Source organism: Paenibacillus spongiae, assembly GCF_024734895.1.
GTDB lineage: Bacteria > Bacillota > Bacilli > Paenibacillales > Paenibacillaceae > Paenibacillus_Z > Paenibacillus_Z spongiae.
In genome coordinates, this window is the sequence record NZ_CP091430.1 from 2,723,080 (window position 1) to 2,737,534 (window position 14,455).

Below are 14,455 nucleotides of genomic sequence, written 5' to 3' on the forward strand. Positions count from 1 at the left end.
CAATAAGGGTCGAGGTGTGTCATGGGAGATATTCGCCAACATTTTGATGATGAGTTCAAACGTCAAACCGTAAAGCACATGCAAGAAACAGGGAAATCCCCGTCTGAAGTTTCAAAGGAGCTGGATATCCCGGTAAGTACCATCCGCGCCTGGAGAAAGAGGTTTGCCGATACTGGGGAGAAGTCCCAGTTATTCGTCGACTACGAGCGTTTGAATAAACTTGAACAAATGAATCGCGAGTTGCAAGAAGAGAATGAAATCCTAAAAAAGGCGATGCACTTCTTCACGAAAAACCGAGACTGATTTACTCATTTATTCATAAACACCGCTTCCAGTTTCGTGTTGAGAAGATGTGCAGTGTCATGAATGTATCCCGAAGCGGTTATTACAAGTGGGTCAAGCGAAAACCAAGCGAGCAGGAGAAACGCCGTCAGAAGCTGAAGAAACGCATCAGGCACCACTTCGATGGCTTCAAGCAACGTTATGGGAGCGATAAGATCGCTGAAAAGCTGCGCGAAGAAGGCTGGACAGTCTCCACCAAAACGGTGAGTCGTTACATGAAGGACATGGGACTTCGCTCGATTACAGTGAAGAAGCAAAAAGCAACAACGAACTCGAAGCACAACATGGCCGTGTTTGAAAACGTGCTGAATCGTGCGTTCAAACCGGATGCACCCAATCGAGTTTGGGTAGCCGACATCACCTACATTGCCACGCGGCAAGGCTGGGTATATCTAGCGAGTATTATGGATCTTTACTCTCGCAAGATCGTGGGCTGGTCGCTTGGCGAACGCATGACCAAGGAGCTGGTGCTAGACGCCTTTGACAAGGCTGTCTTACATCGAAAGCCGCCGAAAGGGTTAATCCACCACTCGGACCGAGGTTCACAGTATGCCTCGACGGAATACTGCGAGCGACTGGCGGCGAATGAGATGATTGGAAGCATGAGTCGAAAAGGAAATTGTTACGATAACGCCTGCATCGAGGCCTTTCACAGTGTCCTTAAGAAAGAACTCATCTACCAAACCACCTTCAAGACCCGCAAGCAAGCATACGATGCGATTTACGAGTACATTGAACTCGAGTACAACCGTATCCGGATCCATTCGTCCATTCACTACCTGACCCCGCATCAGTTCGAGAAAAGATACTATGAGCAACTCCAGATCGCTTAAAAACTGTGTCCACTTTCTTGACAGAGATACAGAATCATGGATGGAGGAGCGAAACCGAAGTTGAGTGACCGAAAAAGAGCGTAACAGCAGTTGGCGCAGCCGTTGAATGGTCTGTACGTCCGTTTTCCGGCGTTTCGGCTTCGGAAGAAGCGAGGTGGCCAGCCAGGTCGGATGAAGACGACAAATGTGCGCCATCCGCATGGTGCATTCGAGCGCGGCTGGCAGTCGCAGGATAGTGTGACAACGTAAGAGGAACGCCGCAATGCAATAGTCGAAATGGGAGAGGTCAAGCCAGACATGCAAAGCGAAATGACAAGCGAAGCGAATCAGCAAACCAACGAAATTGGAAAAATATAAAAATAATATTGACAATGATAATCGTTATCAATAAAATAAAGAAGTCATAAATGATATTGATTATCATTACTAATAGGAGGCAGGGGAAATGTTTCGTAAAGCTTTGGTTCATGGTTTGTTGGCTGCAGCGGTGCTGCTGTCGCCGGTTGCGACTGGGAAGTGGGGGGCTCCTTCAGCATCTGCGGCAGGAAGCTCGATCAAGGTCACATTGGATGGGAAGGAGCTTTCGCTGGACACGCAGCCGCGAATCGTCCATAACCGGACAATGGTTCCGTACAGCGGCATCGTGAAAGCACTCGGAGGGAAGGCTTCGTGGGATGCCAATACGAAGACGATCACGGCAAATCGGGATAGCGTGAATGTGAAGCTCACTGTCGGATCCACCACAGCATACATAAATGGCGTACGGACAGAGATGGATGCGGCACCGGTCTTCGTGAACGGCAAGACGTTCGTTCCCCTCCGTCTTATTTCCGAAGCCTTCGGCAATTGGGTGAGTTATAACAAGAACACCAGCACGGTACAGCTTAGCAGCACCCTGACAGTTAAGACGAGCACGGGCTCCTTTACGTTAAAAAAGAAACCGAGCCGCATTGTGACGCTATCTTCGTCAGACACGGAAATCATCTACGCTCTGGGAGGTAAAGTCGTTGGCCGTCCAACCGCCATCGGCAAGGTGATTCCGGCAGCAGCCTCTTCCGTGCCTGAGGTCGGCAGCTCGCATGGCGTCCTGTTCGAGAAGCTGGCAACACTGAAGCCCGATCTCGTCATTGCCAGCCCATCGCTGAAATCGCAGCAGGCGACGATCGAGCGGCTCGGTGCGCAGGTGATGTTCAACTCGCATAATTCATACGACGAAATCCAGAATTCCATCCGCCTGTATGGACGCGTTCTGGGTCAGGAGAGTAAAGCGGAGCAGCTGATCAAGGGAATGGACAATAAACTGAAATCCCTTAGCAAGCCGAAGGATAAGCCGAAGGCGCTGATCGTCTACGGATCGCCCGGAAGCTTTGTCGTCGCGCTGCCTACGAGCTATCCCGGCAATTTCCTGGAATTGGCGGGCGGCAAGAACATCGCGTCCTCATTCCCTAAGATGGATACGATGCCTCAATACGCAGAACTCAGCATGGAGCGGATTGTTGCAGCGAATCCCGATATTATTCTATTGATTACGCATGGCGATGCGGATGAGGTGAAAGCGAGCTTCAAGAAGCAGTTCGAGGGTAATGCCGCTTGGAAGAGCCTCGGTGCGGTCAAGAATGAGCAGTTCGAGGTGCTGCCGTCCGATTTATTCGCCGCCAACCCTGGATTGAGAGCGCCGCAAGCGATTGAAACCATGAATAAGCTGCTCCTTCAGGTGAAATAGAGGCAATGGCTATCGTAGCGTTGAAGCCGGCGGCTGCTCAGCAGGAAAGAAATCCTCGAATGATCCGCAATATGATCGTCTGGATTGGCAGTGCGGCACTGCTTCTGCTCGCAGTGCTCGCAGGCTTGATGTCTGGCTCCATTCCGATCCCTGCGGGCGAAGTATGGACAGCTCTGACACAGGCATCCGACACGGAAGCCAGACAAATCGTATGGAACCTGCGGCTGCCCCGGGTATTAACCGGGATGCTCGCAGGTACATGCCTTGCGATTGCCGGCGCATTCCTGCAAGGGGTGTTCCGCAATCCGCTCGCGGATCCGGGCATTATCGGCGTCTCGGCCGGGGGAGGACTTGCGGCGGTTGTCATTATGATCTTGTTCCCTGAGCAGATCGCCTTGCTGCCAATCGCCGCATTCACAGGCGCATTGACCGCAGCTGTTATCGTCTATGCGCTCTCCTGGAAAGGGGGCGCGTCTCCCATGCGGCTTATATTGGCAGGCGTTGCGGTCAATTCTCTGCTTGGCGCGGCTATGACGGCTTTGATGATTCTGAACAGCGAGAAGGTGCAGGCGGTTCTGCCTTGGATGTCGGGGAGCCTGAACGGCCGAAGCTGGCCGCATTTTGAAACCTTGCTTCCTTACACTGTCATCGGTGTTATCGCGTCGGTATTCTTGATCAAGCAGGCCAATTTACTGGTGCTTGGAGACGACGCGGCAAAGGTGCTGGGCAGCAAGGTGGAGGCCGGGCGGCTGCTCATTATTCTACTCTCGACCTTCCTGGCGGGGGCTGCTATCAGCATTGTCGGCATGGTCGGCTTTGTTGGACTTGTCGTCCCTCACATCGTTCGGCTTCTGGTGGGCGGCGATTATCGGATTTTGCTCCCGATATCGGCTATTGGCGGCGGGATGCTCGTCGTTGCGGCAGATACGGCTGCGCGCAGCTGGTTTGACCCGATTGAGTTTCCGGTAGGCATTCTGCTGGCATTGCTCGGAGCACCGTTCTTTCTCTATTTACTCCGAAGGGGGATCAACAGATGAGCGTGGCGTTGCAAGCATTCGACCTTAAATACGGATACCGGGCAGAGCCTGTCGTCGATGGATTCGATCTGACGGTCGCAGCCGGCGAATGGCTCGGCATTGTCGGTCCGAACGGTTCCGGCAAGTCCACGGTGCTCCGCATGCTGGCCAGACTGGTTGCCCCGCATAGGGGGGCCGTAATGATGGACGGTCAGAATCTGGCCGGAATGAACACCAAGGATATCGCGAAGCGGATGACGATGCTGGCCCAGACGCAAGAGTCTTCACTGGATATTACCGTCCGCGAACTTGTCCGCAGAGGACGCAATCCGCATTTGAAGTGGTATGAAGAATGCAGAGGCCAGCATGAAGAAGTAGTGAATTGGGCGCTGCGCGTAACCGGTATGGAGCTGCTCCAGCATCGCTCTCTCCTGGAGCTGTCCGGCGGCGAGCGGCAGCGGGCCTGGCTTGCGATGTGTATGGCCCAGAGCCCCAAGACGCTGCTGCTTGATGAACCGACCACCTATCTCGATATCGCCCACCAGCTGGAGCTGATGGAATTGATTCGGCGGTTGAACCGTGAGCAGGGGATCACCGTCATCATGGTGCTGCATGATCTGAATCAGGCAGCCCGCTATTGCGACCGGATCGTTGCCGTTAAAGAAGGTGCGGTCGTGAGGGAAGGAAAGCCGTCCGAGGTGTTTCAGATCGAATTTTTCCGCGAGGTGTTCGGTATTGAAGCAAAGGTTCATGACGATGATGGCGTGCCGGTCTATCTGCCATGCGGGGTCGTGAAACAGCCGTCCCGGGTCGGAAACGTCTCATAATGTGTACGATATTCAGTCTTATAACGCATCATCCGGAGTCAAAAGCCAGAATCGATTTGAAAATCTTTGCAAAGCAGCATTTCAAATTTAAGCTATGTCGGGAGGATGGAGTTAAATGGCAGGAACGAGCCTTAGTACGGAGCTGGTAAGACAGTTTGTAGGGGCGGCACACGCGGATTTGAATAAAGTGCAAGCGCTGCTTGAACAAGAACCGGGGCTGCTGCATGCCTCCATGAACTGGGGTGGCGACGATTGGGAGACCGCATTGGGTGCGGCGTCCCACGTAGGCAGGCGGGATATCGCGGAATGGCTGCTCTCCAAGGGGGCCCGAATGGACGTGTTTGCTGCGGCTATGCTGGGCGAGTTGGAGCTGGTTCGGGCGATGCTGGATAAATATCCGCATATGGCGTCTGCGACAGGCCCGCACGGGATCCCTTTGCTCCAGCATGCTCTTATGGGCGGCGATCAGGCCAAGGAGGTCGCCAGTTATTTGAAATCGCTGATCGAACCGGAGGAGGAAGTGAATAAAGGTATGATTATGGTCGAGAATCTTATCGAAGTTCGTGCCGGATACGCCGAAGCGGTTATGGAGCGGTTTCGGACACCTAAGAGCGTGCATACATTCCCCGGATTTATTCGGATGGATGTCCTGCATGCCAAGAATGCTTTAGGGAATGAAGAAATTCGTGTATGTACGACATGGGAGAACGAGGAAGCCTTCCACGGCTGGTCAAGCAGCGATTCCTTCCGCCATGCTCATGCCAGGCGCGCTGAGGCTGAAGCCGCACGGGCAGGAAACCAGGAGAGTTCCACCCAGACTTCGGCAGCAGGCAGCGGGAACCCAGGTGCGGTGCATGGCAATCATCACCAAAGCAATCCTGCCGGTCACAGCGGTCATCCATCCCATGCTGCGCAGGGCGAGTCATCCGCACACGGCCCGATCCTCGGCAATAAAGTGACGATTTACGCCGTAGTGGCGTCGCACTTGCCGGCTGCACCTTCTGTACCGGCTGTGGAAGTCGGTTAATAGGCGCCAGTGTTAGCATTAACGGCAATACGAATAGTCCCGATTAGAGCTGAAGCAGCCTCCAATGCAATTGGAGGACTGCTTCAGTATGCATAATCGTACCAATTATTCGAAATCGCCCGGCTCCATACCGCTGCTGATTCCTAACCGGTTCCAGCTGTTTATCGTATTGATAATAAAGATAAGGTCTGCGATCTGTCTATCATTATAGTACTCGCTAACGGACCGATACAGCTCGTCGGTAACTCCGCCGTCTCCGATGCGGGTGACAGCTTCGGCAAGCGATAATGCCGCTTTTTCTTCAGGCGTGTAGAGGGAAGTCTCCCGCCACGCGTTCAACAGGTAAAGCCGCTGTTCGGTTTCGCCTCGTTTGCGCGCATCTTTCGTATGCATATTGATGCAGAAGGCGCAGCTATTGAGCTGCGAGACGCGGATTTTGATTAATTCCTTCAACGCGGGATCGATTTCGATTTGGCTTGCGAACTGCTCCAATCGTAGCATGGCCTGGAAGACTTGCGGATTGGCTTCGCGATAATTGAATCTCATTTCATCTTCACTCCTGTTCGGTTGGTTGTTGATTCGATCCTTACATACACAAGACCATTGAACATGCGGTTTTGTGACACCGTCTTTGAAAAAAGATTTTATATACTTGACCTTGACGCTGCGTGAACGCTTATCGTTCCTGTATGAAGCCGTCCGGCGGCTATCATATTGATTGGCCGGATAACAAATTCTGTAAAGTAGAGGATGCAATCCGGCAGGGAGGACGATGAGAGAATGAGAACTTGGATACGAAACGGCTTGTTGGCAACGATGGTGGAGGGCGAGGCACCTTATTGCGGCGATATTCTGATCGAGCATGATCGCATTGTTGAGATCGGGACGTCCGTTCACGCTTCCGAAGAAGACAAGGTAATCGAGGGAGACGGCTTCGCTGTCATGCCAGGCTTCATCAATGCGCATCAGCATTCCCCCATGAGCCTGCTGAGAGCTTTCTCCGACGACAGGAAGCTGATGGATTGGCTGGACCGCAAGATGCTTCCGGCGGAAGCGAATATGACGCCCGAGGACATCTATTGGGGATCGATGCTGGCGATGGCGGAGATGATCCGTTCCGGGACGACTTGCTTCGCAGACATGTATATTCATATGGATCAAATCGGCGAAGCCGTGAAGAGCGCCGGCATGCGGGCTTCCCTGACACGCGGCCTCGTATTCCTGCAGGACGACGGCGGGAAACGAATGGGCGAAGCGATCGACTTGGTCGAGCGCTGGTCGGGTGCGGCGGATGGCCGGATTACGACGATGATCGGGCCCCATTCGCCATACACATGTCCTCCGGAGCCACTGAAGGAAACGATTGCGTATGCAGAATCCCGCAAGCTTCCTATACACATCCATTTGGCGGAGACGAAAGAAGAGGTTGTGAAAATCCGCGACCGGTACGGCGTTACACCTACGGAATATTTGGTCGATCTGGGGATGTTCGACCGCTCCCATGTGCTGCTTGCCCATGCGGTCCATCTGACTCGCAAGGATGTTCGATTATTGCACGGCATGAGAGGCGGAGTTGCGCATAATCCCATCAGCAATTTGAAGCTGGGATGCGGCATCGCGCCCGTAACCGAGTGCATCCGGCAAGGCATTACGGTGGGGATCGGGACGGATGGAGCCGGCAGCGCGACGACCCTCGATATGTTCGAATCGGCAAGGGCGGCGGCATGGCTGCAGAAGCTGGACTATGGCGACCCAACGATGCTGCCTGCAGGACAGGCGCTGCGAATGGGGACGCTGGAGAGTGCCAAGCTGCTGTGCCTGAATCGTGAAGTCGGCACGCTGGAGAAAGGGAAGAAAGCTGATTTGATTCTCGTTGATCTGAGAAAGCCGCATCTTCAGCCGAATCATAACGTCGAATCTCTGCTTGCCTATGCAGCAAAGGGCTCGGATGTCGATACCGTTATGGTGGACGGCAGATTGCTTATGCAAGGAAGGAAGCTGCTGACGATCGATGAAGAGGAGCTGTTCGGACAGGTTCGTCACCGGGCAGCGCGGATTGTACAGGGGATCTAGCAAGGTCTTTATCAATACGATGTACCTTATTTAGGCCATCAAAATACGGATGCCGGCAAACATAATTGTAAGAAAATAGCGATTTACCCATTGACAGAAAAGCAGTGATCGTATACATTCGTATACAATAAACTTGTATACGAATGTATACGTGAAAGGGGGCGGCAAATGAGACCCATCCATCATGGCAGGCCGGAAGCAAGGCATATTCCGCCGCTTGACGAACGCGGAAAGGAAAGAGGCCCGGGACGCCGCGGGGAGCATCACAGGCGGCGGGGCGGCGAGCCGGGAGCAGGCGGCGGTGCGCAGACCTATAGAAGAGGGCGAATCTTAACCTTCCTGGAGCAGCTGCAAATTAAGCGCGCAACGTTGGCGCGGCAGCTGGGAGAAGCGGAATTTCAATCGATACAGCCTGTTATAAGCGGAGAGCTTAAAGCGATTGAGCAGGTGATCAGCGATTATATGTATTTATTCGAGCTTCGTGAAGAAGACCGGATAATGCTGGAACCGGGCGAATCTTCACCCGAGGCGAACAAAGAAGATTAATTTATGGACTGATCCTGGAGAGTGATTTTGCGTGCTGCGCCGTTTTTTCTCGTATTATCGTCCTTACAAGGGACTTTTCTTTTTAGATTTTTCCTGTGCGATTCTAGCCGGGCTTCTCGAGCTTGCCTTCCCGCTTGCGGTTAGCGAGTTTATTAACGAGCTGCTGCCTGGCGAGAACTGGACGCTCATCGTACTGGCCGCAATCGCCTTGTTAGCCATCTATGCATTGAATACCGCGCTCCAGTATATCGTTACCTACTGGGGTCATATGCTGGGGATCAATATAGAGACGGATATGCGCAGAAAGATGTTCGAGCATATTCAGAAGCTGTCGTTCCGTTTTTTTGACAATCATAAAACCGGTCATCTGATCGGCCGGATCACGAACGATTTGAATGATATCGGCGAGGTGGCCCATCACGGCCCCGAGGATGTTTTCATTGCGGTCATGACGCTAGTCGGCTCCTTCACGCTTATGGCTTACATTAATTTGGAGCTCGCCTTGCTGACCTTCATCATTATCCCGCTAATGGCGTGGCTGATTATCGTGTTCGGCGGCAAGATGACCAAGACTTACAGACGCTTGTTCGGGGATGTCGGCAACTTCAACGCGCGGATCGAGGATAATGTCGGCGGAATCCGCGTCGTTCAATCCTTTGCCAATGAGGCCCACGAGAAGAAACTGTTCGCCGTCGATAATTACAAATATCGCGATACGAAGCTGCTCGCCTATAAGACGATGGCCAAAAGCATATCCGTCAGTTATATGATGATGCGGCTCGTTACCGTATTCGTCATGGTTTGCGGGGCCTGGTTCTTTATCCGGGGAAAAGTGAATATGGGCGAATTTATGGCCTTCCTGCTGCTATCGAATATCTTCTTCCGTCCCATCGAGAAAATCAATGCCGTCATCGAGAGCTATCCGAAAGGAATCGCCGGCTTCAAACGCTATATAGAAATCATCGATACGGAGCCGGACATCGCAGATGCGCCTGACGCCATCCGGATGGACGCAGTCCGGGGTGATATTCGATTCGAAGGCGTTACGTTCGGCTACGAGCCGAACCGGAAGATATTGCGGAATATCGATCTGACCATTCAAGCGGGGGAGACCATTGCGTTCGTAGGTCCGTCGGGTGCCGGGAAAACGACGATCTGCAGCCTGCTGCCGCGGTTCTACGACGTGAATGAAGGAAGAATTACCGTGGATGGAGTCGATATCCGGCAGTTTGAGCTCCAATCGCTTCGCAAACATATCGGTATCGTACAGCAGGACGTATTCCTCTTCTCCGGAACGATACGGGAGAACATTGCATATGGCAATTTGAAGGCAACGGATGAAGAGATTTGGGAAGCGGCCAGACGCGCTTCACTGGAGGAACTGATCCATAAGCTGCCGGAAGGGATCGAAACGGTTATCGGGGAGCGCGGCGTCAAGCTGTCAGGCGGACAGAAGCAGCGGCTGTCGATTGCAAGGATGTTTCTGAAGAACCCGCCGATCCTTATCCTGGACGAGGCAACCTCCGCGCTGGATACGGAAACCGAAGCAGCCATTCAACAATCGCTATCCGATCTGTCCGTTGGAAGGACGACGCTTGTTATCGCCCACCGGCTGACGACGATCAAGAATGCGGATCGCATCATCGTCGTTAACGAAGACGGGATCGCCGAGCAGGGCAAACACCAGGAACTGGTTGCTTCCGGCGGCATCTACAGCCGGCTGCATCATGCGCAATACAATAGATAGGCAATAAACCGTCCCGGGGTCATCAGCGGGACGGTTTATCTTTGTTTCCTATGGGGATATAGGAGCTCTAATTCCCTAATCCATTGTTATTCTTTTCCTGAAATAATCCTTCAGGAACTTTTCCTTCCCATGCGGCGGGAGCATCCAGCCGCAATGCTTTCGCAACAACGGCAGCCGTATCTTTGATTTGCACGGCATCCGTGATTACAGTTCCCGGTTCGATACCTTTGCCTTTCGCAGCCCAGAAAATCGTCGTGTCAAGAGGGTCCGTAGTGGCATGCGTATAATTGTGCCCGCCATGGTCGGTCGACATGATGATGAGACTGTCTTCCATTAACCCGGCTTCCTCAATGGCATCCAGAATAATCCCTACATTTTTATCGGTTTTCTCATATTGCTCATAGTATTTAGCACTGCCGTAATCGTGGGAATGACCGGCTCCGTCAATATCATCTAATTGAATAAAGGTAATCTGAGTATTTTTTCCTTTTGTCTTAACATATTCTGCAATTTTTTGCGTGATCGCGTTGTCACCGGCAGATTCATTATATACATCGGCTGAACGCTCGATTAATCCGTTGTAGATTGGATTCCAGTTCATCATGGCTGCCATTTTTGCCGCAGGGCGTTCTTGCTTCAGCAGTTTGAAGAAAGAAGGGTAAGGGACATTTTCCGCAAAAGGATTGCCGATCGTTGCATTGTCTTCCTTATGCGTATTGAAGCCTACGCCATGCAGCATTGCGCCCCATGACGGTGCGCTTGATGAGTAATCTTCCGTTTTTGCATGGAAGGTAACGGCACCTTCCGAGAAAAACTGTTTCATTCTGGGCGCATTCGCATGCTGCACGAAGTTCCCGGCTCCATCCAATCCGATAATGAACACATGCTTATAAGGAATATCGTTATGCTCCTTCAATTCTTCCTGAATCAGCTTGACATCCTGGCCATTTACTTTGCCATCACCGTTAATGTCTGCTTTGGAGGATTGTTCCCATTTATGGTCTCCCGTTTGGGATCCTGACAATTGGCCTGTTAAATGCATATCCTCTTTCGTAAGGTAACCGTCTCGATTGACATCCATAGAGTTGGATACTTCCACTTCAATGGTTTTTTGTGACTTTTCATTGGACGATAAGGCGGTAATCGTCGCTTTGCCTGCTTTTAAACCCGTCACTTTGAAGCGTTTCGCGGCGTTTGGATACGGCTCTACTTTTACGATGCTGTTATCGCTCGAAACCCAGTGGATGTTCGGGTTTAAGACGCTTGCCGGCGTCCAGTTCAAATCGATAAGATCAAAGCCGCCGGCTTTCAAGGAAAGCGTGGAACGATCCAGCGTGATTTCTTCCGTTTCGAAAATGTCAACCTTTTTGATGGACGGCTGGGTGATTTCGACTTCCTGGCCTTCAATCGTCGTGACGGAAAGATTCGTAAGCGCTATGCTGCTGGAGCTTGTCACACTATCTTTTGTTTTTAGTTTAAGGTTAACAATCGGAGTTTTGATGCCGGCAGATATAGGCTGATTGCTTGAAAAAACAAGCTTAACCTTTCCGTTATCCAAATGTTCAATGGGGCCGACGATTACTCCGTTTTGCAGCGATGCTGCACCGATGACTTCAAATTTGCTCGGGTCATATTGAATAACGGCGCTATTGGGCAGGATTTGGTCCAGATTGCCGATATAACTAAGTTCAAATGCATTCTCAGAACCGGATACCATACCAGACGGACCGGACAAGCTCATGAAGCTGGAATCAACGACAATTTGGGCATTTTCCATGACGACATACGAATTTTGGGATTGCGGATTTTTATCTCCCGTTACGCGTACTTTAACCGTATGCGTGCCGGATGGCAGCTCGGGACTCGTGAAGTAGATTTGATTTGCCCGGGCGGAGGCATATAAGTCAACCATCGTTTCGGGCCCGCCGTCGATGGAGATTGCAGCGATTCCATGAGCCTTGTCTTTGGCCCCATACAGCTGCACTTGCTTGCCGGTAAAAGTCAACTCGAAATAAGCATCTTTTTCATTCGTATACGAATCGCCGCCATGGGACCAGCCGCCGGTAAATTTCAATTGGTTTAAATCTTCGCCGCGATTGGAATTCGGAATTTTATAAGTTCTGGCTTGAGCGGTGCTTTGTTCCGCAGCTTGAACAGCTGCATCGGATTGAGCGAAGGCTTGGGGAATCGTCAATACGTTCGGCGCACTGCCCATGAGGGTTAAGCTTAGTGCCAAGGTAACCACCTTTTTGTTGCGAGTAGAAGTCATCATCAGCTCTCCTTTAATGATAAGATTGATTAAACCAATAAAAAACAACTAAATAGGTTTGAATGTTACTATTATTAGATGTTTTTAATTGGTAACGCATTAATCATAACGATCAATTATTAACGTAGACTCAAATGAAGATTAAGATAATATGAAGAAAAACCCAACTATTTGAGTAAACAGGTCATTAAGCGAGGCAGCCAATTTGTCTTATTTTATTTACAGGGGATCGTATGTTCGGTATATTATTGGGTGTATTCGTTAACATAAGGGCACAGGGAGAGGGTATGAATGATGAATATAACGATTGTGAATGACACACGGGAATTTCAATTGTATGGCGTTTCCATGCAGGCCGAAGGCAATGCCAGCATCCCGGAAGCAATGAAGAAGCTGCTGGATGAGGTTTGGAGGGAAGTGCGGGGGAAGAAGCTGCCTCACAAAGGCATCAATCATGTTCTCTATGACCGCGACCGTATTCTGTTCGCAGGCGTCGAGCTTCATTCAACACCGGATGCCGGCACTGTGCTGGCGAGGAAGGATATCAGCTTTCAGCACTATGCATACTGGAAGCATATTGGGCCTTACAACCAATTAGGCGCTACTCATGAGAGCATGCGGCAAGCGATTCGAGCGTCAGGCAGACAGCATACATATCCTTACATGGAAATTTACGGCCATTGGGATGAGGATCCATATAAGCTGCAGACGGAGATTTTATATCCGCTTCAACTAGTGAAGCCGGGAGAAGAATCGGCAATAGCAGGCGCACGGCTATAAAATGACATACAAACAAAACAGCTGACCGCGTCATATGGACGACAGTCAGCTGCTTTGCGTTTCACGGGCAGGCCGGTTCTCGCTTGATCTTCATCCGTGCCGGGGTTCATCCGTCTCAGCTAGCGCGTTCTGGCCTTATACTTGCCTGTGTGAATAATCTTTATCTTGACGGTTATCTTGTTTAAGGTATCCTCTTTGAGCGCGATTTTTCCCTCCCTATTCAATTTATGGTACATGTCCGGTTCATTGCGGTGCAACAGCGCCAATAATCCGTAAATATCCGTTTGCTTCCGGACCCCTGTCTTATAGGTGTGAAGAATTTGACCGCGAACGACTGCTGCCGCTTGAGCTTCCAGCTTATCGATGGTAGTGTCGTGCGTCATTTCTTCTATATTGCCCTTCATATACACATCAATATTAAACCTGACTGCATTGTTCGCGACAAACGGTTTGATGCGATAGCGGGGGTTGGTTAGAATGATCGCCGTGTGAGGGGGTTCATTGGGCGGAACATTAATCAGAAATCGTTTCGTCCGTTCCTCCAGCCATTTATAGCCAATGAGGTCATCCAGCGAAAACCAGCCCTTTAACTCCTTATTCTGTACAATATAGGCGCCGTTATTAAGGAACATCGGTTTTTTCTTTTCATCCTCAATCCAGCTTTCTTCCGTTATCGCGAGTGTAGGAAGCAACGTCGCGCGCAGCGGTTCGTTGACCTCCGAGATGACTCGAAATCGGTATTGAGGCGGAAGCTCGGATTGCTGTTTATAGCTCTCCTCAGGCGAATCCAGGATCGTTTCGAGAGGAGACAGGTTCAAGATCGCCCGCTGCGTCAATACTTTGGGCATCGCTTCTTTCGTCACATAGACGAGGATGTTATAGCGGATCTCCCGGTACCGGTTGAGCGCATCGTAAGCCTGCAGCTGCGCATGTTTATTTTTGATAAAATTGTCGGTGAACACAATCGCCCGTACATGCCCCCAAAATATACGGAGCTGCGAGGTTCGATAGAGGGAAGAGAAGGCTTCGGCTACGGTTTTCCCTTTCCCTTTTCCTACCCAGATCGGGATGCTCTTCCCGATTTCCAACGTTTCGGTCTTGGCAACCTGGGAGAAGCTTAGCACTTGTACGTACGAGTGAAACAAGCCGTCCTTGTAGTCAAGGCCGATCGCCGTTGCGTAATCCATGCTTTGTATCGTTTTGGAGCCCCAACAACCGGTTAGAGCGAAGAGAAGCGTCACACCCAGACATAGCTTGGCTAACCGAATCATG

11 protein-coding genes and 2 pseudogenes are annotated in these 14,455 nt (G+C 51.2%); 10 read left to right on the forward strand and 3 right to left on the reverse strand.

The window, feature by feature from the left end:
- Positions 1–21 precede the first annotated feature (21 nt).
- From L1F29_RS12665 to L1F29_RS12690, 6 genes and pseudogenes are all read left to right on the forward strand, one after another.
- A pseudogene (locus L1F29_RS12665) lies at positions 22–1,175 on the forward strand (IS3 family transposase).
- A gap of 445 nt (positions 1,176–1,620) precedes the next feature.
- Complete coding sequence (locus tag L1F29_RS12670; RefSeq protein WP_258388664.1) at positions 1,621–2,898, forward strand: ABC transporter substrate-binding protein; 1,278 nt, start codon at positions 1,621–1,623, stop codon at positions 2,896–2,898.
- Between the two features lie 5 nt (positions 2,899–2,903).
- Positions 2,904–3,935, forward strand: a complete 1,032-nt coding sequence (locus L1F29_RS12675; RefSeq protein ID WP_373876503.1) for a FecCD family ABC transporter permease — start codon at positions 2,904–2,906, stop codon at positions 3,933–3,935.
- Positions 3,932–4,741, forward strand: coding sequence for an ABC transporter ATP-binding protein (locus L1F29_RS12680; RefSeq protein WP_258388665.1), 810 nt, complete (start codon positions 3,932–3,934; stop codon positions 4,739–4,741). Before L1F29_RS12675 ends, L1F29_RS12680 begins: the two co-directional genes overlap by 4 nt.
- A 115-nt stretch (positions 4,742–4,856) precedes the next feature.
- Positions 4,857–5,243, forward strand: a pseudogene (locus L1F29_RS12685) (ankyrin repeat domain-containing protein); the annotation flags it as partial.
- An 84-nt stretch (positions 5,244–5,327) separates the two neighbouring features.
- Positions 5,328–5,768: an antibiotic biosynthesis monooxygenase gene (locus tag L1F29_RS12690; RefSeq protein WP_258389679.1), complete on the forward strand. Its 441-nt coding sequence runs from the start codon at positions 5,328–5,330 to the stop codon at positions 5,766–5,768.
- 105 nt (positions 5,769–5,873) lie between these two features.
- On the opposite strand, the gene L1F29_RS12695 is transcribed toward L1F29_RS12690, so the two are convergent.
- Positions 5,874–6,314 carry a carboxymuconolactone decarboxylase family protein gene (locus L1F29_RS12695; protein WP_258388666.1) on the reverse strand — a complete coding sequence of 147 codons (441 nt, stop codon included), beginning with the start codon at positions 6,312–6,314 and terminating at the stop codon, positions 5,874–5,876.
- Between the two features lie 234 nt (positions 6,315–6,548).
- Between L1F29_RS12695 and L1F29_RS12700 the strand changes: the two genes are divergently transcribed.
- The 3 genes from L1F29_RS12700 (at position 6,549) to L1F29_RS12710 (ending at position 10,134) form a co-directional block, all read left to right on the forward strand.
- A complete protein-coding gene (locus L1F29_RS12700) occupies positions 6,549–7,841 on the forward strand; it encodes an amidohydrolase (protein WP_258388667.1) in 1,293 nt (430 codons plus the stop codon).
- Between the two features lie 168 nt (positions 7,842–8,009).
- Positions 8,010–8,387, forward strand: coding sequence for a hypothetical protein (locus L1F29_RS12705; RefSeq protein WP_258388668.1), 378 nt, complete (start codon positions 8,010–8,012; stop codon positions 8,385–8,387).
- Between the two features lie 31 nt (positions 8,388–8,418).
- On the forward strand, positions 8,419–10,134 hold the full coding sequence (locus tag L1F29_RS12710) for an ABC transporter ATP-binding protein (protein WP_258388669.1): 1,716 nt from the start codon (positions 8,419–8,421) through the stop codon (positions 10,132–10,134).
- Positions 10,135–10,201: 67 nt separating this feature from the next.
- Here L1F29_RS12710 and L1F29_RS12715 read toward each other — a convergent pair whose 3' ends face one another.
- Positions 10,202–12,403, reverse strand: a complete 2,202-nt coding sequence (locus tag L1F29_RS12715) for an alkaline phosphatase family protein (protein ID WP_258388670.1) — start codon at positions 12,401–12,403, stop codon at positions 10,202–10,204.
- Between the two features lie 291 nt (positions 12,404–12,694).
- Here L1F29_RS12715 and L1F29_RS12720 point away from each other — a divergent pair, with 291 nt between their 5' ends.
- A complete protein-coding gene (locus L1F29_RS12720; RefSeq protein ID WP_258388671.1) occupies positions 12,695–13,183 on the forward strand; it encodes a GyrI-like domain-containing protein in 489 nt (162 codons plus the stop codon).
- A gap of 119 nt (positions 13,184–13,302) precedes the next feature.
- On the opposite strand, the gene L1F29_RS12725 is transcribed toward L1F29_RS12720, so the two are convergent.
- Entirely contained in the window at positions 13,303–14,454 is a 1,152-nt protein-coding gene (locus L1F29_RS12725; RefSeq protein ID WP_258388672.1) for a Ger(x)C family spore germination protein, read from the reverse strand.
- Between the last annotated feature and the right edge of the window lies 1 nt (position 14,455).